Source organism: Streptomyces sp. NPDC093510 (genome assembly GCF_040683555.1).
In the GTDB taxonomy this organism is placed as follows: domain Bacteria; phylum Actinomycetota; class Actinomycetes; order Streptomycetales; family Streptomycetaceae; genus Streptomyces.
Genome location: NZ_JBFBEE010000013.1, coordinates 215,753 through 240,246, shown reverse-complemented (window position 1 = coordinate 240,246; position 24,494 = coordinate 215,753). Strand labels below are relative to the sequence as shown.

General features: G+C 71.5%; 27 protein-coding genes. 13 read left to right on the top strand and 14 right to left on the bottom strand.

Annotation, left to right across the window (positions count from 1 at the left end):
- The first annotated feature begins 85 nt into the window (after positions 1-85).
- Positions 86-628 (top strand): diaminobutyrate acetyltransferase, encoded by a 543-nt coding sequence (gene ectA / locus AB0N81_RS22485; protein WP_365360966.1) that lies wholly within the window; start codon positions 86-88, stop codon positions 626-628.
- Here the strand turns inward: ectA and AB0N81_RS22480 are convergent.
- Complete coding sequence (locus tag AB0N81_RS22480) at positions 612-1,331, bottom strand: NAD(P)-binding domain-containing protein (protein WP_365360964.1); 720 nt, start codon at positions 1,329-1,331, stop codon at positions 612-614. The genes ectA and AB0N81_RS22480 overlap by 17 nt on opposite strands.
- A gap of 93 nt (positions 1,332-1,424) precedes the next feature.
- On the opposite strand from AB0N81_RS22480, the gene AB0N81_RS22475 reads away from it, so the two are divergent.
- Positions 1,425-2,384 carry a YafY family protein gene (locus AB0N81_RS22475; RefSeq protein WP_365360962.1) on the top strand — a complete coding sequence of 320 codons (960 nt, stop codon included), beginning with the start codon at positions 1,425-1,427 and terminating at the stop codon, positions 2,382-2,384.
- Between the two features lie 573 nt (positions 2,385-2,957).
- Here AB0N81_RS22475 and AB0N81_RS22470 read toward each other — a convergent pair.
- On the bottom strand, positions 2,958-3,881 hold the full coding sequence (locus AB0N81_RS22470) for an alpha/beta hydrolase (RefSeq protein WP_365360960.1): 924 nt from the start codon (positions 3,879-3,881) through the stop codon (positions 2,958-2,960).
- Positions 3,878-5,014 carry a glutamate--cysteine ligase gene (locus tag AB0N81_RS22465; RefSeq protein WP_365360958.1) on the bottom strand — a complete coding sequence of 379 codons (1,137 nt, stop codon included), beginning with the start codon at positions 5,012-5,014 and terminating at the stop codon, positions 3,878-3,880. The genes AB0N81_RS22470 and AB0N81_RS22465 overlap by 4 nt, the downstream gene beginning before the upstream one ends.
- Positions 5,015-5,146: 132 nt before the next feature.
- On the opposite strand from AB0N81_RS22465, the gene AB0N81_RS22460 reads away from it, so the two are divergent.
- From AB0N81_RS22460 to AB0N81_RS22435, 6 genes are all read left to right on the top strand, one after another.
- Positions 5,147-6,112, top strand: a complete 966-nt coding sequence (locus AB0N81_RS22460; protein ID WP_365360956.1) for an LLM class F420-dependent oxidoreductase — start codon at positions 5,147-5,149, stop codon at positions 6,110-6,112.
- A gap of 65 nt (positions 6,113-6,177) precedes the next feature.
- Complete coding sequence (locus tag AB0N81_RS22455) at positions 6,178-6,552, top strand: hypothetical protein (protein WP_365360954.1); 375 nt, start codon at positions 6,178-6,180, stop codon at positions 6,550-6,552.
- Positions 6,553-6,709: 157 nt separating this feature from the next.
- A complete protein-coding gene (locus AB0N81_RS22450; RefSeq protein ID WP_365360952.1) occupies positions 6,710-7,114 on the top strand; it encodes a hypothetical protein in 405 nt (134 codons plus the stop codon).
- A gap of 83 nt (positions 7,115-7,197) precedes the next feature.
- Positions 7,198-7,971 (top strand): DUF6766 family protein, encoded by a 774-nt coding sequence (locus tag AB0N81_RS22445; RefSeq protein WP_365360950.1) that lies wholly within the window; start codon positions 7,198-7,200, stop codon positions 7,969-7,971.
- Positions 7,972-8,074: 103 nt separating this feature from the next.
- Entirely contained in the window at positions 8,075-9,466 is a 1,392-nt protein-coding gene (locus AB0N81_RS22440; RefSeq protein ID WP_365360948.1) for an MFS transporter, read from the top strand.
- Positions 9,467-9,606: 140 nt separating this feature from the next.
- On the top strand, positions 9,607-10,917 hold the full coding sequence (locus AB0N81_RS22435; RefSeq protein ID WP_365360946.1) for a hypothetical protein: 1,311 nt from the start codon (positions 9,607-9,609) through the stop codon (positions 10,915-10,917).
- Here AB0N81_RS22435 and AB0N81_RS22430 read toward each other — a convergent pair.
- Complete coding sequence (locus AB0N81_RS22430; protein WP_365360944.1) at positions 10,910-12,340, bottom strand: FAD-dependent oxidoreductase; 1,431 nt, start codon at positions 12,338-12,340, stop codon at positions 10,910-10,912. The genes AB0N81_RS22435 and AB0N81_RS22430 overlap by 8 nt on opposite strands.
- Before the next feature lie 239 nt (positions 12,341-12,579).
- Here AB0N81_RS22430 and AB0N81_RS22425 point away from each other — a divergent pair, with 239 nt between their 5' ends.
- Complete coding sequence (locus AB0N81_RS22425; protein WP_365360942.1) at positions 12,580-13,695, top strand: agmatinase family protein; 1,116 nt, start codon at positions 12,580-12,582, stop codon at positions 13,693-13,695.
- A 30-nt stretch (positions 13,696-13,725) separates the two neighbouring features.
- Here AB0N81_RS22425 and AB0N81_RS22420 read toward each other — a convergent pair whose 3' ends face one another.
- From AB0N81_RS22420 to AB0N81_RS22395, 6 genes are all read right to left on the bottom strand, one after another.
- Positions 13,726-14,019, bottom strand: a complete 294-nt coding sequence (locus tag AB0N81_RS22420; RefSeq protein ID WP_365360940.1) for a DUF6092 family protein — start codon at positions 14,017-14,019, stop codon at positions 13,726-13,728.
- Entirely contained in the window at positions 14,012-14,551 is a 540-nt protein-coding gene (locus AB0N81_RS22415; RefSeq protein ID WP_365360938.1) for a nitroreductase family protein, read from the bottom strand. The genes AB0N81_RS22420 and AB0N81_RS22415 overlap by 8 nt, the downstream gene beginning before the upstream one ends.
- A 47-nt stretch (positions 14,552-14,598) precedes the next feature.
- Positions 14,599-15,642, bottom strand: coding sequence for an iron-containing redox enzyme family protein (locus AB0N81_RS22410; protein ID WP_365360936.1), 1,044 nt, complete (start codon positions 15,640-15,642; stop codon positions 14,599-14,601).
- Entirely contained in the window at positions 15,639-15,869 is a 231-nt protein-coding gene (locus AB0N81_RS22405; RefSeq protein WP_365360934.1) for a CDGSH iron-sulfur domain-containing protein, read from the bottom strand. The genes AB0N81_RS22410 and AB0N81_RS22405 overlap by 4 nt, the downstream gene beginning before the upstream one ends.
- Complete coding sequence (locus tag AB0N81_RS22400) at positions 15,853-16,587, bottom strand: HemK2/MTQ2 family protein methyltransferase (RefSeq protein WP_365360932.1); 735 nt, start codon at positions 16,585-16,587, stop codon at positions 15,853-15,855. Before AB0N81_RS22400 ends, AB0N81_RS22405 begins: the two co-directional genes overlap by 17 nt.
- Positions 16,588-16,779: 192 nt before the next feature.
- Complete coding sequence (locus AB0N81_RS22395) at positions 16,780-17,304, bottom strand: DUF6328 family protein (protein ID WP_365360930.1); 525 nt, start codon at positions 17,302-17,304, stop codon at positions 16,780-16,782.
- A 143-nt stretch (positions 17,305-17,447) separates the two neighbouring features.
- Here AB0N81_RS22395 and AB0N81_RS22390 point away from each other — a divergent pair, with 143 nt between their 5' ends.
- The gene (locus AB0N81_RS22390; RefSeq protein ID WP_365360928.1) at positions 17,448-17,675 is read left to right on the top strand and encodes a DUF5133 domain-containing protein; all 228 of its coding nucleotides are present in this window, start codon (positions 17,448-17,450) and stop codon (positions 17,673-17,675) included.
- Positions 17,676-17,709: 34 nt separating this feature from the next.
- Here the strand turns inward: AB0N81_RS22390 and AB0N81_RS22385 are convergent, their stop codons facing one another.
- From AB0N81_RS22385 to AB0N81_RS22375, 3 genes are all read right to left on the bottom strand, one after another.
- On the bottom strand, positions 17,710-19,104 hold the full coding sequence (locus tag AB0N81_RS22385; protein ID WP_365360926.1) for an NADP-dependent succinic semialdehyde dehydrogenase: 1,395 nt from the start codon (positions 19,102-19,104) through the stop codon (positions 17,710-17,712).
- A gap of 237 nt (positions 19,105-19,341) precedes the next feature.
- Positions 19,342-19,758 (bottom strand): CBS domain-containing protein, encoded by a 417-nt coding sequence (locus AB0N81_RS22380; protein ID WP_365360924.1) that lies wholly within the window; start codon positions 19,756-19,758, stop codon positions 19,342-19,344.
- A gap of 127 nt (positions 19,759-19,885) precedes the next feature.
- Positions 19,886-20,371: a nuclear transport factor 2 family protein gene (locus AB0N81_RS22375; protein ID WP_365360922.1), complete on the bottom strand. Its 486-nt coding sequence runs from the start codon at positions 20,369-20,371 to the stop codon at positions 19,886-19,888.
- Positions 20,372-20,610: 239 nt separating this feature from the next.
- On the opposite strand from AB0N81_RS22375, the gene AB0N81_RS22370 reads away from it, so the two are divergent.
- The gene (locus AB0N81_RS22370) at positions 20,611-21,162 is read left to right on the top strand and encodes a TetR/AcrR family transcriptional regulator (RefSeq protein WP_365360920.1); all 552 of its coding nucleotides are present in this window, start codon (positions 20,611-20,613) and stop codon (positions 21,160-21,162) included.
- Positions 21,163-21,284: 122 nt separating this feature from the next.
- On the opposite strand, the gene AB0N81_RS22365 is transcribed toward AB0N81_RS22370, so the two are convergent.
- Positions 21,285-22,175, bottom strand: coding sequence for a glycoside hydrolase family 19 protein (locus tag AB0N81_RS22365; protein ID WP_365360918.1), 891 nt, complete (start codon positions 22,173-22,175; stop codon positions 21,285-21,287).
- A 252-nt stretch (positions 22,176-22,427) separates the two neighbouring features.
- On the opposite strand from AB0N81_RS22365, the gene AB0N81_RS22360 reads away from it, so the two are divergent.
- Both AB0N81_RS22360 and AB0N81_RS22355 read left to right on the top strand, forming a co-directional pair.
- The gene (locus AB0N81_RS22360; protein WP_365360916.1) at positions 22,428-23,180 is read left to right on the top strand and encodes a FadR/GntR family transcriptional regulator; all 753 of its coding nucleotides are present in this window, start codon (positions 22,428-22,430) and stop codon (positions 23,178-23,180) included.
- Positions 23,173-24,462, top strand: a complete 1,290-nt coding sequence (locus AB0N81_RS22355; protein WP_365360914.1) for an MFS transporter — start codon at positions 23,173-23,175, stop codon at positions 24,460-24,462. The genes AB0N81_RS22360 and AB0N81_RS22355 overlap by 8 nt, the downstream gene beginning before the upstream one ends.
- Positions 24,463-24,494 lie beyond the last annotated feature (32 nt).

The following is a 24,494-nucleotide window of genomic DNA, read 5'->3' as shown; positions in this document are numbered from 1 at the left end:
CAGCACGTCAGAGACGGACGCGGCCGCGACCCGGCCGGCGTTCGGCCCGCACTCTCAGCGACCCAGCTCCGAAAGCGAGATGCCGATGCCGCGTGCCACGTCCCCCTCGACCGACGGAGGCTCCCCGTCCCTCGCGGGCCTCACCTTCCGGCAGCCGCTCGCCGGTGACGGCGCCGCCATGTGGCGCCTGGTGCGGGACACGCCGAACCTGGACACCAACTCCCCGTACTTCTACCTCCTGTGGTGCCGGGACTTCGCCGCCTCCTCGGTCGTCGTCGGCAACGGCGAGGAGCTCTGCGGCTTCACCGCCGGATTCGCCCGCCCGGACAGTCCGGACACCCTGTTCGTGTGGCAGACCGCCGTCTCACCCGCCTGGCAGGGTCTCGGCCTGGCCTGCCGCATGCTCGACCACCTCGTGGCCGACACCTACCGCTTCGTCGAATGCACCATCACACCCGACAACCACGCCTCCGACCGCTACATGCGCGCCTTCGCCCGCGACCGCCGGGCAGCGCTGCACCGACAGCAGCTCTTCCACAGCGAGCACTTCCCGGAGCCGGGCCACGCCTCCGAGACGCTGTACCGCATCGGCCCCGTGCCCGAACGGCGCCTCAGCGGACGACCTTGATGCCGAAGTGGCCGCCGAACCGGTGGCCCAGGCCGAAGCCGATGGCGGAGTGCATGTGGGCGTACATCTCCATGCCGCGGGCGCAGACGAGCGGGCCGAGATCGAGGATGTCGGTCCAGCCGTAGGACTTCAGCAGGTCCGTGGCCTGCTGCTTGGCGTCCGCGTCCGCGCCGGCCACGAACATGGTGTGCTCCCCGCCGCCGACGCTCGCCGGGTCGACGACCGTGCTCTGCTCCTGGGTGACGAAGGACTTGACGACCTTGGTCCCGGGCAGCGCGCGCTGGATCTGCTCGCCGAGGCTGTCGCTGTCGCACGGGTCCAGTTTCGGCATGATCCCCCACGGTGTGGGCCAGGGGTGTTCCGGCGTGTGCTGGTAGACGAACGGGACCGCGTAGTCGATGAGCGTCTTGCCGGCGAGCTCGTCGGCGATGGCGGAGAGCGCCTTGACGGCGTTGTGGCCGTCGATGCCGTTGATCACCAGGCCGTCGGATGCCGCCGCGGCACCGCCGAAGGAGTGCAGCTCGACGCTGGGGTGCTCGGCCAGGAACTCCTTGAAGGGCGGGGTGCCCATCATGTCGGGCTCGGTGCGGGCCAGGGTGGCCTCGGCGTCGCGCGTGCCGACGTGGACCTCGTGGCCCAGCCCGGTGAGCCGGGCGATGTGGGAGCGGGCGCCGCCGCCGGTCCCGAGAACTGCGATCTTCATGGTGGAATCTCCCGTTTTGCTCCGTATGGACATCTCTACCGTAGGCGCCCTTCCGGACAGAAGGTGTCCTTTGACGTCGGCATCATGGGACCCATGACGAGCGACACGACCGGCCGCGTACTGCGCCTGCTGTCCCTGCTCCAGACCCGGCGCGAATGGTCCGGCGCCGATCTCGCCGAGCGGCTGGACGTGACCGTGCGCACCGTCCGCCGCGACATCGAGCGCCTGCGGGAGCTCGGCTATCCCGTCGACAGCGCCCGAGGGCACGCCGGCGGCTACCGCCTCACCTCCGGCACCGACCTCCCGCCGCTCCTCCTCGACGACGAGGAGGCCGTGGCCATCGCCGTCGCCCTGCGCACCGCCGCCGGAGGTCTCACCGGGATCGAGGAGACCGCCCTGCGGGCCCTGGCCAAGCTGGAGCGGGTCCTGCCCCGCCGCCTGCGCGGCCAGGTGGCCGCGCTGCAGGGCTCACTCGCCGGCATCGCCTGGGAGGATGCGGGACCGCGCGCCGACCCCGCCCTGCTGGCCGCACTCTCCGTCGCCTGCCGCGACCACGAGATCGTCACCTTCGACTACACCGGCCGCCGGGGCGTCGGCACCCCGCGTCGCGTCGAGCCGTGCCACCTGGTCGCCTCCGGCGGCCTCTGGTACCTCCTCGCCCACGACACCGACAAGGACGACTGGCGCCTCTTCCGCCTCGACCGCATCTCCGGTGCACTGCCGACCGGCCGCCGCGTCCGGCCCCGTCCCGTACCCGGCGACGACCCCGCCGCCTTCGTCGCCGAGCGGCTGACCGCGGCGCCCGTCCGCCACCGTGCCGTCGCCACCGTCCACGCCTCCGCCGACCACGTCCGTGCCCGCACCCGCGGTCTGGCCGCTCGGCTGACCCCCATCGACGAACACACCTGTCGCCTCGACGCCTCCGACGACGACCCGCGCCGCATCGCCCGGATGCTCGCCGGTCTCGACACGGCCTACACCCTCGAAGCCGACCCCGAGACCGCCGACCACCTCCGCGCCTCCGCCCTACGCGCGCTGCGCGCCCTGAGCTGACCGCGCAGGGGCTGGGCGACGCGCCACTGGCAGATCTGTACGAGCGATTACCTCATGGAGGGACATCCGGAAATCTGCCCTGGCTGAAGTAGACATTGAAGAATCGCCTGGTTATGGTTTCTCTTGTAGCCGAGATCGAGAAGGGCCCGGCAGACACGAACTGCCGGGCAGTAGTACAGATGTGACGGTGCGGTGGTGGAGTCCTGAAGCCAGGGTTGGAACAACGGCGACAGGGCTGATCATCGGACTGGGTGGCCCGCGGTGATCAGGGGCCGCCATCAGAGGTACGGCAGTACGAGACGTAGTTGAGAGGGAAGAACGGAGGAATCGAACGCCGTCAGGATCGCCCGGGCGGAAGTCGAGCCCGGGTACCGCAGGACATCGATAGGCAGGTGGTCTCCGGTCACGCATCCGCGATCCTCGCACCCCCGTCGGTACATACGACGGCCGTGCGGATACGAGAAGCCGACGCGGCACTGAAGTCGGCAGATGGTGTTGCAGTTCCTTCGGGGCCCTGGTGTCACAGACACCAGGGCCCCTCGACGTGTGCCGTCCACGCGTCACATCGACGTGTCAGGCGCGGCGGAACTCCTCGAGGAACGGCACGATCGCGTCGAGGAAGTGCTCGTTCCGGTCACCGACCACCATGTGCCCCGCGCCCGCTACATCGACCTGCCGTGCCCGGGGGACCCGGTCGCGGAACTCCTCGGCGATGTCCGCGCGCACCACATCGCTGACCCCGCCGCGGACCAGCAGAAGCGGTACGTCGATGTGGCGAGCCGCGTCCAGAAGGCGATCCGCCATACCGGGTGGGTCCATCCGGCCCTCGAAGCTGTCCAGCAGCCGTGGGTCCCAGTGCCACACCCAGCGGTCGCCGTGGCGCCGCAGGTTGTGCCGCAGCCGGTCGGCGACGTCCGCGCGCGGGCGGTGCGGCAGGTGGGCGGAGACCGCCGCGGCCGCCTCCTCCAGGTCGGCGAACCCGTCCGGCCGACGGCGCATGAACTCCACGATCCGGTCGGCGCCCCGGTGGTCCGGCCGATGGGCGACATCGACGAGCACCAGAGCGCGAATCGCCGCCCCCGGCGTCTCCCCGGCGGCGAGCAGGGACCCCAGGCCGCCGAGCGAGGCGCCGACGAGCGCCGGGCGACCGCCGAGGTCGGCGACGAGCGCCCGGATGTCCTCGGCGTACAGGTCGAGGTCGTAGGAACCATCGGCGGACCAGGCGCTGGTGCCATGTCCTCGCAGGTCCGGGGCGACGACCTGCCAGCCGAGGGCGGCCAGTCGCGGCCCGGTCCGGTCCCAGGCGTGTCGCGTCTGGCCGCCCCCGTGCAACAGGACGAGGGGCGGCGACGACGCCTCGCCCCACACGTCCGCAGCGAGGAGCCCGCCGCCGTGACCCACGAAGCGCCGGGGCCGCGGCGGCGTCGGGGTGCGTGCGACGTCCTGCGCCTGTGCGGCGAGACGGTCGAAGGGCCGCTCCGGCCCGTCGGGGGTCATGACGGATGGGTGAGGCGTACGCACTCCGCGACCACGGACCGCAGGCTGCCCGTCCGGTGCAGCAGCTCCCGCTGCACGCGGGCACCGTTGCCGTTCTTCAGCAGGTCCGCGGTGGTCCGGCGCACCAGGTCGAGGTCGCCGGCGTCCTCCAGGGCGTCCCGCACATGGTCGATGAGCGCCTGCACCACCTCGGCGCTCGCGACGGGCCGCATGGTCAGCGGATGGAGCAGCGTGTCGTCGAGCCCGGACCGCGCGGCACGCCACGCGGCGAGACGCAGCAGGCCGATGCCGTGCGCCAGCGGCGCACGGCCCGCCCGCCACTCACGCGCGGCCGTCTCGACAAGACCCCGCGCCAGCGCCGCGACCAGGACGGTCGTCGAGGACTCCAGGCAGACGTCCGCGACCCGGATCTCGATCGTGGGGTAACGGTGGGAGAGCCGGGCGTCGAAGTAGACCATGCCCCGGTCCCGCAGCACCCCGGTGGCCACCATCTCGCTCACCTGCTCCTCGTACCGGGCGGCGGAACCGAAGAGCTCCGTGGGGCCCGCCATCGGCCAGCGGCCCCACACCCTGCTGCGATAGCTGCTGTACAGGCTGTCGTTCCCCTGCCAGAAGGGCGAGTTGGCGCTCAGCGCGACAAGGACCGGGAGCCAGGGGCGGATGCGGTCGATGACGGCCACGCCCTCCTCGTCCGAGTCGACCGACACATGGACGTGGCAGCCGCACGTCAGCTGTTCCTGGGTGGTCAGGCCGAACTGTTCCTCCATCCACTGGAAGCGGCTGCCCGTGTTGACCGACGGGCTCACCGGCAGGGGAGAGGTGGCGAGGGCGGCGACGGCGGCGCCCACGTCGCCCGCGTGCCGTGCCGCCTCCCCGCGCCACCCGACTATCTCGTCCGCGAGGCTGTCCATGCTCGCCCGCGGCTGCGTCGCGAACTCGAGCTGCTGGCTCTGGAGCTCCTTCTCGAACGCCTCGTCCTCGGGCTCGCGGTAGTCCTCGGTCTGCTTCTCCGTACCGCTGTTCTCCGTGGTGTCCCTGGCCGCTCGCGCCAGGACCGCCGAGGAAAGGGCGCGGGGTTCCCCGCTCTCGCGGTCGACGAGGAGGAGTTCCTCCTCCACTCCTACAGTTCGCAAAGGAGACCGCCTCTCTGTCCATGGCCCCATGACTGTGGTTCCCCGATACCCCGGCTTTCCGTTCGCATCCGTACGGTGGACCAGAGGGCTGTCGGATGTTTCAGCGAAAGCGGTTCGGCAAACCGATCATTTATGGTGCAAATCGGCTATACGATGATGACCGAGCAGGCCGGACCGCGCGCGCTCGTGGATGATCTGGTCGCGGCGGAACAGGCGGGGTTCGACTTCTCCGTCACCTCCGACCACTATTTTCCGTGGCTCGACTCGCAAGGGCACTCCCCGTACGCGTGGAGTGTGCTCGGCGCGGCCGCGCAGGCGACCTCGCGCATCCCGCTCATGACGTACGTGACCTGCCCGACGGTCCGCTACCACCCCGCCGTCGTGGCGCAGAAGGCCGCGACGATGCAGCTCCTCTCCGAGGGCCGCTTCCGGCTGGGGCTCGGTTCGGGCGAGAACCTCAACGAGCACGTCGTGGGTGCCGGCTGGCCCGCCCCACGGGTGCGCCTCGACATGCTCGAAGAAGCGGTCGGCATCATCCGAGCGCTCTTCACCGGCGACAACGTCAACCACCAGGGCACCCACTTCGACGTGGCGAACGCCCGGCTGTGGGACCTGCCCGACGAACTCCCGCCCATCGGCATCGCAGTCTCCGGTGGACGGTCCTGCGCACTGGCCGGACGGCTCGCCGACCTCGTCATCGCGACCGAGCCCAAGGCCGAACTGCTCGCATCCTTCAACGAGCACGGGGGCGGGGGCAAGCCCCGCGTCGGCCAGCTTCCCGTCTGCTACGACACCGACAAGGACGCGGCGACCGCCCGCGCCCACGACCAGTTCCGCTGGTCCGTCGGCGGCTGGCCCGTCAACTCCGAACTGCCGGGGCCCTCCGGATTCGCCGGGGCCACCCAGTTCGTCAGCCGGGAGGACATCGCGCGGCAGATCCCGTGCGGGGACAACGTCGACGACTTCGTCGAAGCGGTACGTCCCTTCGTCGACGCGGGCTTCACGGAGGTCGCCCTCGTCCAGGTGGGCGGCGACCACCAGCGCCCCTTCATCGACTGGGCCGAGAAGGAGCTCCTGCCCGCGCTGCGCGAGCTGTGACGCGCCGGATGCCCGGCCCCACCGGGCCCCCACCGCAAACGGAATCCTCTCTGAAAGGAGACAGCGTGACGGACCTCGTGCAGGTGGTGCTCGGCGAGTGCTCACCGGCCGACGCGGACACCGTCTTCAACGTCCTGCGCGCCCACTTCCCGTCGGACCGCGGGGCCGACGCGCCACGCCAGACCGGCGACGCGTGTCCCGCCGTGTGGACCGGCGGGTTCCTCGCCGCCCACAGCCCGGACTCCGTCCCCGGCGTCCTGCTCGCGGGCTCGGTCACCGCCGGACTGCAGGGCGGCCCGGTCGCGGTGACCCGTCTGCGCCGGGCACTCGAATCGGCCTTCGTCGTGTCGGCCGTCGGTACCGTCTCCGGCGACCAGGAGGTCGAGGTGCAGCTTCGGCTGACCGGTCCCGAGCACGGGGCGCCGCCCGCGGACGGCTGAACGGACGCCGTCCGTTCGGGTGCACGTCCGCGTGTCGGGCGTGCGGCTTCCGCCTGCCGACCGGCGGGGGCGGCATCGTCGGAGGGCCTGCACCCAGCGGCCCCCGCCGTGGTGCGGCAGCCACGAGCGGACGGGACCGCGAAGGAGAGCAGAACTGGTGCGCCGAACGAGGTGGGGCATGGCCGCGGCACTGCTGTGCTGCGCGCTCGGCGGATGTGGCGACATCGACGCGCGCGAGGACGGCGCCGCCGCCGCGGTCACCCGGTTCGAAGCGGGTCTCGGTGACTCTGACGGCGCGCGCGGCTGCTCGGAGCTCGCCCCCGGGACCCGCGACGAACTGGAACAGTCCGCTGAGCTGCCCTGCGCGCGTGCCTTGCCCGACGCGGGGCTGCCCACGGCGGCCGGGGTGCGGCACGTCGACGTGTACGGACGCCAGGCGCGCGTCGTGGCCGACGGCGACACGCTGTTCCTGTCGTCCTTCCCGGACGGCTGGAAGGTCACGGCCGCCGGCTGCACCGCGCGTCCCGAGAAGCCGTACCAGTGTCTGATCAAGGGTGGTTGACCGGTGCGGACGATGTTCACGGTGTATCTGCTGATGGTGGCCGCCGGACTGGCCTACTGCACGGTGCTGGGGCTGGTGCAGCGATGAGGCCGAAGGGGGAGAGGGCGCCCCGTGGCGTCCGTGGCGTCCGTGGCGTCCGTGGCGTCCGGGGTGTCCGGGGCGTCCGTGGCGCTCGTGGCATCCGTGGCTTCCTGCGCGACAACAGCCTGTCCCTCGCCTTCGGTGTGGGCTTCCTCCTCACCCTGGCCGGGCAGGCGGTCGCCGGGCACGCCGACTTCAACAACCGCCTCACCGCGGAGGACCTGGCCCCGGTGACGTTCGGCGGCTATCTCCTGAGCTCCGACTTCGGTGTGGACGTGATGGAGAACTGGCAGTCCGAGTACCTGCAGTTCTTCCTCTACATCTTCGGCACGGTCTGGCTGCTCCAGCGCGGATCGCCCGAGTCCAAGGAGCTCCACAAGGCGGGCACCGAGTCCGACGAGGACCAGAAGGTCGGGGAACACGCGAAGCCCGACTCGCCGCGCTGGGCCGCCGTCGGCGGAGTGCGGCAGGCCTGGTACTCCCGGTCCCTCGGCATCCTCATGTGCACCCTGTTCCTGCTCTCCTGGCTGGCTCAGTCCGTCGCGGGCACGGCCGCGTACAACGAAGAGCACCTGCGTGAACTCCAGGCGCCCGTCAGCTGGTTCGAGTACCTCGGCGCCGCCGACTTCTGGAGCCGGACGCTGCAGAACTGGCAGTCCGAGCTCCTGGCCGTGGGGTCGATGGCCGTCTTCTCCGTCTATCTGCGCCAGCGGGGCTCCCCGGAGTCGAAGCCGGTCGGTTCCCCGCACGGCGCGACCGGCGTCGAGGGCGGCTGACGCACTGTCACGAGGAGCGCGCGTGTCACCTCCGTCCCAGCCCCAGCCCCAGCCCCAGTCCCAGTCCCAGTCCCAGTCCCAGGAACATGGTCCCGGAGCGCCTGTGGCCGAGCGCCACGTCACCGCGACGGTCGCCATCGCCGTCCTCGGGGTGTTCGCCGTCTATCTCCCCATCAACGGCGTCGCGGGAGCGCTGAACGAGATCGCCGCCTCCACGGGTGCCGACACCGCTCAGCTGCAGTGGGTTTCCGACGCCTACGTCCTGCCGATGGCCGCCGCGGTCCTGTCCGCCGGCGTGTTCGGTGATCTCCACGGCCGCCGCCGGATCTTCTCCCTGGGCCTGGCCCTGACCGGTGCCGGGGGGCTCGTCGCGGCACTGGCCGGCCTGCTGGGAAACGGGGCGGCGATGCCGGCCCTGTGGGCCGGGCAGGCCGTTTCCGGCCTCGGCGCCGGGCTTCTGCTGCCCACCACGCTGGCCCTCATCGCCCATGCCGTCCCCGACCCGGACGGCCGTGGCCGCTACATCGGTCTGTGGGCCGCCGGGGTGGCCGCCGGACTCGCCGTCGGCCCCCTACTGTCCGGCGGCATCCTCGAATCAGGCGCCTGGGGGTGGATCTTCGTGCCCGCCTCCGCTCTCTCCTTCGGCACGCTCGTGTACGGCCACCTGCGTCTGCCGGAGTCGAAGAGCCCGGAGGGCCGCCGCCTGGACTGGCCGGGTCAGATCACCGCCGCCCTGGCCATGCTCGGCCTCATCCTCGGCGCCATCGAAGGCGGCTCCCGGGGCTGGACCTCCGCCTGGGCGCTGACCAGCTTCGCCGTCGGTGTCCTCGCCCTGGCCGCCTTCGTCGTCGCCGAGCGCCGCGCCGCCGCTCCGCTCATGGACCTGCGGCTGTTCACCTCACCCGGCTTCGCCACCGCCGCCTTCGCCTCGGTGATCGCCCTCTTCGCGACCGTCGGCTTCACCTTCCTCATCAGCCTCTACCTGGGCGACGTCCACCACTACTCCGCCCTGGAGATCGGCGTCCGGCTCTTCCTCTTCGCCGGGGTCAGCGCGGTCGCCAACGTGCCGGTCGGACGTCTGATGAGCCGCGTACCGCCCCTGACGCTGCTCACCGCCGGTCTCGCACTGGCCGCCGCCGCCGTTTTTCTGTGCACCCAGGTCGGGCCCGGAACCAGCTTCCTCGGCCTCGCCTGGCGGCTGGCCCTCTTCGGTGTCGCCGTCTCCCTGATGCTCACCTCCGTCGCCGTCGTCTCGGTCAACGCCGCCCCCTGGAACCTCGCCGGCATGGCCTCCGCCACCAGCACCGCGCTGCGACAGTTCGGCGGCGCCCTCAGCCCCGCCGTCCTGGGCTCCGTGTACGCCACCGGGCTCACCGGCGACGGCGACCCCACCGCCGCCTTCCACACCGCCCTGGTCGGCATCGGGGGCCTGCTGGCCGTCGGGTTCCTCGGCTGCCTGGCCGTCCTGGCCACCGGCCTGCGCCACACACCCTGACCCCCTGAGCCGGGTTGCCCGATGCCCGGCGGCTCCGATAATGGAATGGTCCATTCGCGCCCGTTTTGCTCGTACGTGTCCAGGTATGTGAGCGCGGTGTGAAGCCGTGCGGCGCCGAACGCGGAGCTCCGGGAGGATGCGTGCGTGCTCATGAAGGTTCTGCCAGTGAACTGCTCGTCATCAAGCAGACGGAACACCCGGAAGAGCCCGCGGTCCTGCACCGGTACGACACGCCCGCGAGCTCCAGCCCTCGTCCCGTCCCCGGCAGCGAGGGTCTGTGGCAGACAGCGGCCGCGGACATGCCGGACCAGGACAAGGCGGTCAGACGCGCGTTCCAGCGCGTGCACACACTCGGTGAGTACTTCGGCGCCGACGGGTTCGACACGGGCCCCGACGCGCTGATCGTGCAGAGCCGCAGGGACCGCGCGCACAAGGCGGTCTTCGCCGGAGCCGAGTTCCACGGCAGCCGCCACCGCCTGCACATTAAGGGGGCGCGCAAGCTCACCGGCACCGCGGACGACGCCGACCGTGCGGAACTGGTCAGCGGTGTCTGCCTGTTCAGTCACCGGAACCTGCGCTTCATCGATGAGCACGGCGACTGCACGGAGCTGCTGCGCGCCGACGCCGTTCCGTCGGCCGCCCGGCTCCGGTCCATCGTCATGGAGAGCGAGCTGTCGCTCTACGAGTACGAGACCGTCGTACGCCAGTCACGCATGATCGGTGACGTCGCCGCCATGCTGCCTCCCTCCCTGGCCCTGACGGTCACCGTCGACGTGCCCCGGGTCCAGTACTACCTCTACCTTCTCGACGCCTTCCAGGACGGCCTGGTCGCCGCCGAACTGGCCCAGCACTATTTCCGCCTGGTCGACGGCCGCTACCACCATGTGCTCGACCTGTTCTGCCGGCACATCCGCCGGGCACTGGACGCCGCGGGCCGTCCGGACGTCCCCGTGCGCACCGCGCCCGGCCTCGACCCCTTGGCCGAGTGCCTGTGGGAGTCGGTGACCACCGGGGACATACCGTGCGACGACGACCTGCTCGCCCTGATGGTCGCCGGCGGTGACCCGATGTGGAAGGAGCTGCGGGAGCTCGATGTGCCGCGCAGCCGCCACTGCCTCGGTTACACCAGCTATCTCGTGGAGCTCCTGCGGTCGGCCGGCCTCTCCGACGACGGCAAGGGCGCCCTGAGCATCAACGTGGACAGTTTCGGGGAAGCGCTGTTGTTCGATCAGGCACGGCAGATGCGGCAGCGGCTCGGCGCCCCGGAGGACGACCTGCCGTCCCTGGGCATCTACGCCGCCGAGACAGTGCAGACACTGCGCCCCGACGGCCACGCGGCCTCCCTGTACCTGACCGATCCCGGCCGGTACGCCGTGGACGAAGACGGCGCGCCCGTGGACCTCTTCCGTCTGATCGACGCTCTGTACGCACAGCCCCCGGGCGTCATCTGAGGTACGCGACGAGCAGCGACCACAGAGCCTCGGGGACGGGGGCCTGCTGCCAGGTGTTCCGGACCGCCGCACCGCGCGGGTCGTTCGCGTCGGTGGCGAGACCGCGCAGGCTCTGGTGCAGCAGATCGGCCAGTACGCCCTGCATGGCGGTCGGCGTTCCGTGCGGAGGAAGAAAGAGGTCCACCAGATCGGGCAGCCAGCGCTCCAGGGTCTCCGGAAGGGCGCTCGGTGTGATCGTGCGGGTGGGGTCGAAGGGGTGCTCGGCAACGGTGTCGCAGGTGAGGTGGTCGGCGATCATCTCGGCGAGGCGGGGGGCCAGCAACATGCCGTTGCGATAGGTGCCCGAAGCGATGAGCACCCGCGGGTCGGCGGTGGGACCGACCAGCGGGAGATGGTCGAGCGTGAAGGGGCGGTACCCGACGCGGGTGCCGACGATCTCCCCTTCGTACAGCTTGGTGCTGAGCTCCTCGCCCGATTCCCGCAGCAGGTCGGCGAGTTCCATGACCAGGGGGTGGGGGACCGCTCCCGAGGGGGAGAGCCGGTTCGTGGCGCCCAGATAGACCATGCCGTCGGCGCGGGGCACCAGGTGCATCCCGCAGGCGAAGTCGCGCATGGGCGTACGGATCGCGGTCGGCAGCGACATGGGAACGTTGCGCAACAGCGCGCTGACCCCCTTGCCGGCCAGCATCGGGGGCAACGACAGCTCGAGATCCGGACTGTTCGCCAGCAGGTCGGCCAGGCCGACACCCACGGCAAGGACGACGCGCGGCGCGGTGACCCGGGGCGCGGTGACCCGGGGCGCCCCGGCACAGGTGACGGCCAACTCCTCACCGGCCGCTGGAGCCAGGCCGGTGGCTTCCGCGTCGGTCCACGTCACATCGGCGTGGGCGAGCAGCGCGTCGGTCAGGGCGCTCATCAGCTCACCCGAGTCGATGGTCGCCTCACCGGGCAGCCACAGCGCCCCATGGGCGGTGCAGGACCGGGCCGGGGACAGACCGGGCACCTCGCGTGGGTCGTGGCGCTCCGCCCGGTGGCCGTGACCGAGCGCCGCGTCGGCGATGGCGTCCAGCTCCGTCGCGTCCCCGCGGCCGCCGGTGGTGGCAACCACCCACAGTCCAGGTGTGAGGGTGAGGGGCCGACCGCTCGCCTGCCGGAGCGGCGGCAGCCACGCGTCGTACAGATCCCGGGCGGCGACACGTTCGCCGACTTCCAGGGCGACGCGCTGTGGACTGTCGGAGGCGGCCACCTCACTGAACGGGGCGAGCATCGCGCCCGCCGCTCGGGACGCCTGCCCCCGGTGCTCTCCCGAGCACGGGCCGATCAGACGCACCCGGAGCCCACGGCGGGCCGCCTCCCAGGCCGTGGCAAGCCCGATGACACCGGTGCCGACGACCACGACGTCCGCGTCCGCCGACCTAGCCACCGCGTACCGCCGCGGCTGTGTCCGGCACGTCACTGCGTAGCATCAGCTGTCCTTTCGGGTGGTACGCCACCAACGATCCGCAGCGGCCCGGCCGCACGCACGCCCGGTTGCGCCGTCCGGGCCCACGCCCCCGGAAATGGTCCGCACGGCTGACTGTCGCCGCCCGTACTGGCGGGGTGCCGACCGGCGGCACGCTCCCTCGGGTTGACTGCCCGGGCGCGACAAGAGGGAGAGCCCCCGTGGAAGACGTCCCGGCGGATGCCTGGAGACAGAAGATCGACCGTACGTCCGAGCCGGGGCGCGAACCCGGGCCGATCAACCTTCAGCGGTATGCGTTCACGCCCCCCTACGCCGGTATCGCCACGCTGTTCGGGCTGCCGCTGTGCCTCAACCAGGACGACTTGCGCGCGGGCCGGGTCGACGTGGCGGTGCTGGGAGCACCGGTGGACATGTCCACCGGGCACCGGGGCGCCGCCTTCGGTCCGCGTGCCATCCGGGCGGACGAGCGAAGCCTTCCGCACACCCCGCGGCTGCTCGTCAACCCGAGCACGCGCATCAAGCCCTTCGAGGAGCTGACGGTCGTCGACTACGGCGACGCGGCGGTGGACTGGTTCAGCATCGACAACTCCATGGAACCGATCCGTGCCCTGGTCCGCGAGATCGCCGAGACAGGAGCGATCCCCATCGTGCTCGGCGGCGACCACTCGATCCTGTGGCCCGACGCCGCCGCCATGGCCGATGTCTACGGCGCGGGCAACGTCGGTGTCATCCACTTCGACGCGCACCCGGACTGCGCTCCCCATCTGTCGGGCCATCTCGCCTCGCACGGCACACCGATCCGTCGGCTGATCGACGACGAACACATCCCCGGCCGCAACTTCGTCCAGATCGGCTTGCGCAGCGCGATCGCACCCGACGACGAACTGCTCGACTGGATGCGCGACAACCAACTGCGCGCGCACTTCATGGCCGAGATCGACCGGCGCGGATTCGACGCGGTCCTGCAACAGGCCATCGAAGAGGCACTGGACGGTCCCGAGCACCTCTTCGTGTCCCTGGACATCGATGTGCTGGACCCGGCCTTCGCGCCCGGCACCGGCACCCCCGAGCCGCCGGGCCTGACCAACCGTGAACTGCTGCCGGCCATCCGCCGCATCTGTCACGAGGTGCCGGTCGTCGGCATGGACATCGTCGAGGTGGCACCCCACCTGGACCCCGGCGGCACCACCACGATGAACGCCCGCCGCGCCATCTTCGAGGCGCTGTCCGGAATCGCCATGCGACGCAAAGGGCTGCAAGGACCCGCCTACTTGGACCCGCGCGTCTCCGGGCCGCCGCCCGACCCACAGCCGTAGCGGGCCGGGGCCGTGCGGGTGAGCGGGGAATCAGCCGTCCGCCCGGGCCCGGGCCGGCTCTGTCACGACCGCGGCCACCTGCTCGCACAGGTTGTCCAGGAAGTCAGCTGTGTGATCGTGGTTCTGCGGCCCGGTGAGCACGTCCTCGATCCTGGTGCGGACGGCGACCAGCCGCGGGTCGCTCGCCTCCTCCTGTTCGAGCAGTTCGAACACCCGGCAGGCCGCACCCAGGCAGCGCATCGGACCGTAGTCCTTCGGCTCGTCCAGCAGTCCGCGAGCGCTGCTCAGCAGGTTCGCGGCGAGCAGGACGAGATCCTCACGCACCGACGGCGGGAGTGTGCTGTCCGCAGACTTCATAGCTGATCACTTCGCTCCGGGGTCGACGCTCGGACATCTGACGTTCCCCTGCCGGATAGCCCAGCGGCACCATGAACACGGGCTCTACCTCGTCGGGCATGCCCAGCAGCACCCGCAGGACACCGGACCGGAAACTCGTGACAGGGCAGGCGCCGAGCCCGTACGCGTGGGCCGTCAGCAGCAGCGTGTTGACGGCCATGGTCACGCACAGCTGCGGCGCGCCGTCGTGCGAAGCCATGTCGAGGCGGCTGCCGTCCACACAGGCGACCACCACGACCTGAGGCTTTCCCACCAGCCCGGGAGAGAACGCTCGCAAGCGCCGCAGGGCCGACGGGTCGCGCACCACGACGAAAGACCACGCCTGTGCGTTGCTGCCGGTGGGAGCCGACAGCATGGCATCCAGCAACTCCTCCAGGACGTGATCCTCGACGGGAGCGTCGGTGTAGCTGCGCACGGCACTGCGGGTGCGCACCACGCGCACGAACTGTTCCGGCGACATACCGTCACCACTTCGGCCTTCAGTCACATGTCAGATATAACCGGCCCTCAGTCGTGCGGCCACTCGAGCAGGGCGCTGCGCCCCTGCCGCCACGAGGTGAGAAGCAGCGCGCCCAGCCGGTCCTCGAGGAACCCGGTGGCGCGGACCCCGAAGGCGACGTCGGCCTCGAGTGCGGGCTCGGCGGCCAGGAGGCCCCCGACCACATCGCGGCGCACCACCTGCTCGTGCACGGCGTCCGCCTCCACGTGCTCGTCGTAGAACCGCTGTGCGGCCTCGCCCGCGCCGACGCGGCGCAGCGCCGCCGCCAGCCGTCGCGAACCGGGCGAGGACGTCACCTCGACCCAGGCGAAGTGCCCGACCAGCGCACCGCGGTGGGCGCGGTGCAGGCCGAACAGGGACATGAGGTTCACGGTGGCGAGGACCTCGGCGGGAGCGGCGTCCACGTAGTGTCCGTAGGACGTCTCCAGGCCGAGGTCGGCCATGAGCTCGGCGAAGAGGCCCGCGTGGATGTCCTCGGGGCGGCCCGCGCCGAACTCGTCGTACTCGATGGCCACCATCGCCGCCTTCGCCCGGCCGTGCAGCCGGGGGATGACCCAGGCGTGCGGGTCGGCCTCCTTCAGGTGGTACAGGGAGCGCAGCGCCGCGTACTCCCTGAGCTGCCAGAGTTCGCCGTCGCGCTGGAGGTGATGACTGACGCTCGTCTCGTCGTGTCCGACGGGCTCCACCAGGAGAGCGGACAGGGCCTCTTCGGCGTCCTCGCCCGAGGGGACGTCGGCGCGCAGGGCGTCCAGGAAGCGCCGCTCCAGCGCGCGCCGCAGGGTCAGCAGGGCCGGGTCCCACTCCCGCTCGTCGGTGACTTCCTCGAACCCCTGGTAGTGGAGTTCGTAGAGGACGTAGAGGGCGAGCTGGAGATCGTCTCCGTAGGGGTCCGTGTGCTGGGCGTCCGGTGGGGCGGGGACCGGGCCGCCGCTGCGCAGGGCGGCGAGCACGTCGCGGGACAGATCGCCGCGGGGGGCGGGGAGTTGGGGGCTGCGGTGGCGTGATTCGGCCTGCGGCTGCGCGGCGGTGCGCGGTGCGGCGGGGGCGGTCATGACGAGGCCTCCGGCTCCTCGGTGTCGGTCTGCTTCACCCGTCGGCGGTGGCTCGTGTCGCACCACGGGTACGTACGGCTGCGGCGGCAGGTGCAGATCGCGACCTGGAAACGCCGTGAGACGGATACGGTTCCGTCGTCGCCGACCACCTCGACCGGACCCTCGACGAGGAGCGGCCCCTCGCGGTCGACCGTGACGCGGCGGGGGCGGTCAGCTGCGTTCGGCACGGATCACCACCAGTTCCTCGCTGGTCTCGTCGTCGGCTATGAGGCGGCGGCGGCGCAGCCACGCCTCGCGGGCACGCATCACGGGCCCGAACGGGATGAACTGCCGGTCGACGACGGCGGGTTGCATGCCGAGGCCCGCGAGCCGTTCGAGCGAGGCGTCCACGTCGCAGAGCGCGGAGTGCACCATCAGCAGGACGCCGCCGGGCCGCAGGGCACCGGGAGCCGCGTCGCAGACCCGGTCCACGACGGCGCGGCCGGCCGGTCCGCCGTCCCATGCGCGGGCCGCGCCGCGCCGGGGGAGCAGCGGGGAAGGGGAGGGTACGTAGGGCGGGTTGCTGACCACGAGGTCGTACGGCCCCGACGGCACCTCAAGGGTCATGTCGCCGCGGCGCACGGTGACCGACTGCTTGGAGAGCCACGCATTGACCCGGGTGGAGAGCACCGCCCGCCGCGAGATGTCGAGGGCGGTCACGCGCGCGCCCTGCCGGGCCGCCGTCACGGCGAGAGCGCCGGAGCCGGTTCCCAGGTCCAGTACGGAGGTGCCGTCACCGATGCGCTCGCGGTACAGGGCGCGGGCCAGCATCCCGGTGTCGTACTGAGGTGCGTAGACGCCGGGCAGGGTGAGAAACCGCCCCGGGCGGGCCGGAGGTGTCGTCGGACGGGCCGGACGTGCCGGGTGGACCGTCGTCGGGATGGGCGATCGCGTGTGCGTCGTCATGTGGCATCTCCCGTCTGGGGGAACTCCACTGGTGGCTCCTCCTCCCACACTCCGCCGGTTCACCGTCGCCCACCACCGGAAAGGTGACAGATGGTGACTTAACGCGAACAGGGCGGATTTGCTGCCTGCTTCGGTCCTGACACTGGGTGCCCCCGGCACCGTGATCCACACCTGAGCCGTGCCCGGCGGGGATCAGTCCGCCGTGGTGTACCGGTGCCGCGCCCACGCGGGCAGCACGAACCAGCACAGCAGGTACCACGAGACGACCCCGACCACCAGCCAGGGCACGACGGTGTCGTCGGTGGCGACCCGCAGGACGAGGAGGAGCGCCGTCGTCACCGTGCCGAGGAGGAGGATCAGGCCCACGAAGATCAACCGGGACGCCCACACCACCGTCTGCGGCTTGATCTTCCGCCCCGAGACGATGCGGTGGAACGACACCGGCCCGATGAGGGCTCCCGTCGCCGTCGAACCGAGGACCACCGTCACGACGTAGATCGTCCGGTCGGCGTCGCTCAACTCGGCGAACCGCGGCGTGAAGACGACCGTCAGGAGAAAGCCGAACAGGATCTGCACGCCGGTCTGCGCCACCCGCACTTCCTGGATCAGCTCGGTCCAGCGGCGGTCGGCGCGCTCGCTCTCGGTCTCGCGGCGGCCGTCGTCGTTCCGGGTCTCCCGTTCGGGCCGGCCCGCGGCCTCGTTGTCCGACGTGTCCACATCACCGAGTCTGCCCAGGAACCGGCGGAACGACAAACGGGGGAGGCCGGGGTAAACGGAGGGGGCCGGGGTGATTCGAGCCGTCGTGCGGGGGCAGGCGGGTCACTGAGCAACTGTTGTACCCGACCCGAGGGAGGCTCCCCGTGCTGCTGGCACACCCCGCCGTGCTGGAAGACCTGCTGGAGCGCTACAAGACCCTGGCCGTGCTCCGTGCCGACCAGGGAAGTGCCGGGAGCCGGCAGGCGTACGAGGACATCGCGTACAGCCTGTGCCTGGCCACCGGCACCAGCGACATCGACGCCGCGGTCGTCGCGGCGGGACACCGGCTGCCGGGCGCCAGGACCACGGACGACTCGCTGCTGTCGGCGTGAGCCTCCCGGGCCCCCGCGGGGGCCCGGGCCGTCGTCACGACGCGCCGTACCAGACCGTCGTGGCGTTGCAGAACTCGCGGATGCCGTGGCCCGACAGCTCCCGGCCGTAACCGGAACGCTTGACGCCGCCGAAGGGCAGTCCGGGGTGGGAGGCGGTCATGCCGTTGAAGAACACGCCGCCCGCCTGGAGATCCCGTACGCAGCGCGCCATGTCGGCCTCGTCCCGCGTCCACGCGTTCGAACTCAGGCCGAACGGCGTGTCGTTGGCCAGCTCCACGGCCTCGTCCAGGTCCGTGACGCGGTAGAGCGTGGCCACCGGGCCGAACGTCTCCTCGCGGTGGATCCGCATCCGCGGGGTGACGTCGGCCAGGACGGTCGGTGAGTAGAACCAGCCCCGCTCCTGCTCCTTGGGGCGCTGCCCGCCGCACAGCGCGGTGGCGCCTTGGCCCAGCGCGTCCTCGACGAGCTCCTCCAGGTCCGCGCGGCCCTGCTCGCTCGACAGCGGGCCCACGTCGGTGTCCTCGTCCATCGGGTCACCGACGGTCAGCTCCCGCATCCCCGCGACGAACCGGTCGCGGAAGGCGTCGTAGATGTCGGCGTGCACGATGAAGCGCTTGGCGGCGATGCAGGACTGGCCGTTGTTCTGTACGCGGGCGGTCACCGCGGTCGCTGCGGCCCGCTCGACGTCGGCGCTCGGCAGCACGAGATAGGGGTCGCTGCCGCCCAGTTCCAGGACGGTCTTCTTGATCTCGTCGCCCGCGACGGACGCCACCGCCCGGCCCGCGGGCTCGCTGCCGGTGAGCGTCGCCGCGGCCACCCGCGGGTCGCGCAGGATGTCCTCGACCTCGCCCGAGCCGATCAGCAGTGTCTGGAAGCAGCCTTCCGGGTAGCCGGCGCGGGTGAAGAGGTCCTGGAGGTACAGGGCGGTCCGCGGCACGTTCGACGCGTGCTTGAGCAGGGCCACGTTGCCCGCCATGAGGGCGGGGGCGGCGAAGCGGACGACCTGCCAGAGCGGGAAGTTCCAGGGCATGACGGCGAGGATGACGCCGAGCGGGCGGTAGTGGACGACCGCCCGGGAGGCGCCCGAGTCGGCCACGTCGTCCTGCGCGGGATGCTCGTCGGCGAGCAGTTCCTCGGCGTGCTCCGCGTACCAGCGCATGGTCTTGACGCACTTCGCGGCCTCGGCCCTGGCGGCCTTCACCGGCTTGCCCATCTCGGTCGTCATGGTGCGGGCGATGTCCGCGGCGTCCGCTTCCAGCAGATCGGCGGCGCGGTTGAGCAGCCGAGCGCGCTCGGCGAAGCCGGTGGTGCGGTGGTGGGCGTACGCGGATTCCGCCGCCGCCAGACGGTTCCGGACGTCGGCGGCGGACAGGGGCTCGAAGGTTTCGAGGGTCTCACCGGTGGCCGGGTCGACCGTGGCGATGGGCATGCGGTTCCTCCTCGGGGTGCCCGGGACCCGGTGGGGCCGGGCTCTGTGGCTCCGGGCGACGCGTGCCCCGGGATTTCCACCGTAGGCCGACCCGTGTGCGGGGGCATGCCGGAGGCGGCCGAGCGGTGCCGCGGGAGGGCCGGTGGCCCGTCCCGCGGCGGCTGACCTGTCGGCCGAGCCGGGGCGGCCCGTCGATGGACCGGGCGGCTCGTCGCTCGGTGGGTCGTGGCGCGGGCGTCAGTCCGTGGAGAGGGCCTCCAGGAGCTGCCCCGCCTTGGGGTCGGTCAGCGCGCGGGCGGCGTCGGCGAGGGCGACCATGCCCACGAGGGCGCGCCCGTCGATCACGGGCAGCCGGCGCACCTTGTGCGAGGTCATGGTCGCGAAGACCTCGTCGACGCTGTCGTCCGCGCCGATGGTCACGGCCTCGGCCTGCGCGAGCTCGCCCACGAGGACCTTCGAGGGGTCCTTGCCCTTCCCCAGCACCTTGACCACGATGTCCCGGTCGGTGATGACGCCCTTGAGGCGGTTGTCGGTGCCGCAGATGGGCAGCGCCCCGACGTCGAGCTCGGTGAGCTTGGCGGCCGCCTGGAGCACGGTCTCCTCGGCTCCGGCGCACTCCGCGCCCGGCGTCATGATCTCGCGTGCGGTGGTCATGTGGACCTCCTTGCGGTCGGCGAACGGTTCGGCCCTGTGGTCCGTCCTGCGGACCGGGCCGCTGTCGCCGACCGGGTGCCCAGTGTCGGAGGGGGTAACACCCTGGCCGCGCGGTGCTTTCGGCCGCTCAGAGACCGAGGTCGGTGAGGCCGGGGTGACCGTCGGGGTGGCGGCCGAGCGGCCAGCGGTGGAGGCGGTCGGAGTCCTGGATGGGCAGGTCGTTGATGCAGGCGTGGCGGGTACGCATCAGGCCGTCGTCGTCGAACTCCCAGTTCTCGTTGCCGTACGAGCGGAACCAGTGGCCCGAGTCGTCGCGCCACTCGTAGGCGAAGCGCACCGCGATGCGGTGGCCGTCGTGCGCCCACAGTTCCTTGACGAGCCGGTAGTCGAGCTCGCGGGCCCACTTGCGGGACAGGAAGCCGACGATGGCAGCGCGCCCGGTGACGAACTCGGCGCGGTTGCGCCAGCGGGAGTCCTCGCTGTAGGCGAGGGCCACCTTCTCGGGGTCGCGGCTGTTCCAGCCGTCCTCGGCGAGGCGCACCTTCTCGATCGCGGTCTCCCGCGTGAAGGGCGGGAGCGGGGGCCGAACGGCGGCGGTCTCGGTCGAGGTCATGGGTCTGCTCCCTGTGGCTGTGGCTGTGGCTGTGGCTGTGGCCGCGTGGAGAACGAGCGTTCTCCTTCGAGGTCGCCACGATAGGAGAACGGTCGTTCTCGCGCAACGATGCGGTGGTGTCGAGGGGTGTAGTACGGTGCGAGAACGCGCGTTCTCGACCAGCTCCTGAACTGCTCTTGACCTGCTCCGACCTGCTTCCGGCCGGCTCTCGAACCGCTTCCTACCTGCTTGGAGTACCGATGGATCACGCGGAGGCGGAGGTCAGACTCCTCGACGCCGCCGAACGGCTCTTCTACGAGCGGGGCATCCAGGCGGTCGGCATGGACCAGGTCCGCACCGCCTCCGGTGTCTCGCTCAAGCGGCTCTATCAGGTCTTTCCCTCGAAGTCGGAGCTGGTCCGGGCCTGCCTGGACCGCCGCGACCGCCGCTGGCGCGCCCGCCTCGCCGCGTATGTGGAGGGCCGCCCCGAGGGTGAGGGGCGTGTCCTCGCGGTCTACGACTGGCTGTACGACTGGTTCACCGAACCGGACTTCCGGGGCTGTGCGTTCATCAACGCGTACGGGGAGCTCGGGGCCGTCGACCCCGAGGTGGCCGACACCGTCCGGGCGCACAAGGACGCCTTCCGGGAGTACGTGGCCGGGCTGGTCGCCGACGCCGGGCTGCCGGAGCCGGCCGTCGGTCCTCTGGTCCTGCTCGCGGAAGGGGCCATGACGACCGCCGCGATCTCCGGCTCACCCGAACCGGCGCGCCAGGCCGGGCTCGGCGCGGCCCGGTTGCTTGCCGCGACGTGAGCGTGGCGACGTGAGCGTGGCAACGTGAGCGCGGCGATGTGAGCGCGGCTCGGCCCCGGTGAAGTGCCGGGCAGGCGCGTGGGGTGGCGCCCGCCCGGCGGTCGGGGGTCGTGCGGCGGACGTCAGCAGCTCAGGTTCGAGCCCGGGGTCGTGCCCAGGATCTGGGTGAAGGACTTGTAGCGGTCGATGCGGCTCTGGACCTGGGCGGGGTTGCCGCCGTTGCACTCCAGGGTGCCGTTGATGGCGCGGATGGTCTCGCCGAAGCCCGCGCCGTTGACCATGGCGTTGTGCGGGGTCATCTTGCCGGGGCCGCTCTGGGTGTTCCAGTACCAGAGGCCCGTCTGCCAGGCGATGGCCGGGTTCTGCTCGACCAGGTAGGGGTTGTTGAGCAGGTCGATGCCGAGCGCGTCACCCGCGGCCTTGTAGTTGAAGTTCCAGCTCAGCTGGATCGGGCCGCGGCCGTAGTAGGCGGCCTGCCCCGCCGGGCAGCCGTAGGGCTGGGTCTTGTCGCAGTAGTGCGGGTAGTTGTTCTGGTTCTGCTCGACCACGTACTTCAGGCCGCCCGTCTCGTGGCTGACGTTGGCGAGGAACGCCGCCGCCTCCTGGCGCTTGACGGTGTCGCTGCCGGTGTTCGCGAAGCCCGGGTAGGACTTGAGCGCGTCGGTCAGGCCCTTGTACGTGTAGAACGAGTTCCGGCTCGGGAACATCTGGTTGAACTGGGTCTCGCTGACGACGAAGCCGGACGGGTCGGGGTTGCCCGGGTCCGTCCCGCCGCCGCAGGTGCCCTGGTCGGCCCAGACGTCGGCGCGGCCGGGGGTCTCGTTCTGGGTCCACCACTTGGCGGTCCAGTTGTGTCCGTTGTACGAGGCCGACTTGCCGCCCGTGTAGACGGACGAGGAGCTCCATGGCGCCGCGCACTCGGCCGCGGACGCCGTGGTGGCGGCCGGGCCCAGGACGATCATCGCGCCGAGCGCGGCGAGCGCGGCCGCGAAGCTGGTGATGCGTCTGATCATGCCAACTCTCCTTACGGGCGGCGCGGTTGCAGGGCCCGCGCCTTCCAGGGGGTGTCGCGAACTCAAGCGAAAATGGTCTGGACCTGTCAAGGTCTAGACCAAATGTGGAAGGTAAAACCTCGGGGTGGCCTCTTCGGGTGGGGGAGAGTTTGACAGGGCAAAACATGGGATGTTCCGATGTCTGAGAAACATGGGATGTTCCCATGCCTAGGTCCCATGCCCCACCGTCCCTGAGAGAACAGGTACCGACCGATGCCGTTGCGCAGCGCCGCCCGGACCAACCTCGTCGACCTCGTCATCGCCCAGATGGAGAGCCTCATCACCGACGGCGAGTGGCGGGTCGGCGAGAAGATCCCGGCCGAACCGCTGCTCGTGGAGCAGCTCGCCGTGGGGCGCAACACCGTCCGGGAGGCGGTCCGCGCGCTCGTGCACACCGGCATGCTGGAGCCGCGTCAGGGCGACGGCACGTATGTGCGGGCGAGCAGCGACTTCGGCGCGGCCGTGCAGCGCAGACTGCGCAGGGCCGGCGTCCTGGAGGCGTACGAAGTCCGCGCCAGCCTGGAGCGGGACGCCGCACGGTACGCGGCGGAGCGCCGCACGGACGAGGACCTCGCGACACTGCGGGCCGCCCTCGCCGAGCGCGACCTGGCCTGGGAGAGCGGCAACACCGCCGCGTTCGTCGACGCGGACATGGCCTTCCACCGCACGGTCGCCGACGCGGCGCACAACAGTGTCCTCGCCGAGCTGTACGGACACCTCAGCGACGCCCTGCGCTCCACGGTGCAGTCCGTCATCGGCGCACCCGTCCCGGACTCCGTGCGCCACCAGCTCGAAGGCCACGCGGCGATCGTCGACGCGATCGAGGCACGGGACGCCGAGGCCGCAGAAGCCGCGGTGCTCGCCCATCTCGCCGAGGGCATGGCGGCGCTGCGCGAGCACCCGCCCGGCAGCCCCATCACCGCCCCGGGCGCCGACAAGAACGAATCAGGAGCAGCACATGAGTGAGGCAGCAGCGGCGACCGCCGAGGCCGCGCAGGACAGCACCGCCCCGGCTCCGCCGACCCCGGGGGCCTCCCCGGCGACACCTCCCGCGGCCTCCCCGCTGACCGGCCGCGGCGCGTTCTGCCTCGCCATCGGCGTCGTACTCCTCGCCCTCAACCTCCGCCCCGCCCTCGTCGCCGTCTCCCCGCTCGCCGACACCATCCGGGACGACAGCGGCATGTCGGCCGCCGCGACCAGCCTGCTCACCGCGCTCCCGCTGCTCTGCTTCGGCCTGCTCGCGCCCGTCGCGCCGCGGCTCGGCCGCCGCCTCGGTATGGAGCGGTCGCTGCTCGGCACCATGGTGCTGATCTGCGCGGGCACGGCCCTGCGCATGCTCGACTCGGTCGTCGCGCTCTTCGCGGGCACCGTCGTCATCGGCGCGGGCATCGCCGTCGCCAACGTCCTGCTGCCCGGCCTGATCAAGCGCGACTTCCCCGCGAAGGCGGGCCTGATGACCGGCCTGTACTCGATGTCGCTGTTCGGCGGCGCCGCACTCGCGGCCGGTGTCACGCTGCCCGTGCAGCAGGCCAGCGGCATGAACTGGCGCACCACACTGGCCTGTTGGGGTGCCCTGGCCGTCGTCGCGCTGTTCGTGTGGCTGCCGCAGATCCGGTCGCGTACGCGAGTGGGCGCGGCCGCGGCACGGCAGGCCGCCCATCCCGTACGCGGCCTGTGGCGCTCCCCGCTCGCCTGGCAGGTCACCGCGTACATGGGCCTGCAGTCCCTCAGCTACTACGCGGCCGCCGCCTGGCTGCCGACCGTGTTCCAGGACGCCGGCATGGCTCCGGGCGACGCGGGCTGGATGCTCTCCTTCTCCTCGCTGCTCGGCATCGCGGGCTCCTTCCTGGCGCCGGTGATCGTCGGCCGCAGGCTGCGCTCGGGCACCCTCGCCGCGCTCGGCGCCGTCCTGTGCGCGCTCGGCTTCGCCGGACTGCTCGTCGCACCGGCCGGCGGCGCCTACCTGTGGATGACGCTGCTCGGCCTCGGGCAGGGCGCGGCCATCAGTCTGGCGCTGCTCTTCATCGTGCAGCGGGCGCCCGACGCCCGGCACGCGGCGCAACTCTCCAGCATGTCCCAGTGCTTCGGGTACATCCTCGCCGCCACCGGGCCGACCCTTCTGGGCGCCGTCCACGACGTCTCGCACAGCTGGACCGTGCCGCTCGTCCTGCTGCTTGTCCTGCTGGTGCCGCAGGTCGTGGCCGGACTCGGTGCCGCACGCGACCGTCATGTGGCGGGCATCGGCTGACGCCGGGCCGGGCAGGATGCATCCGGTGCGGC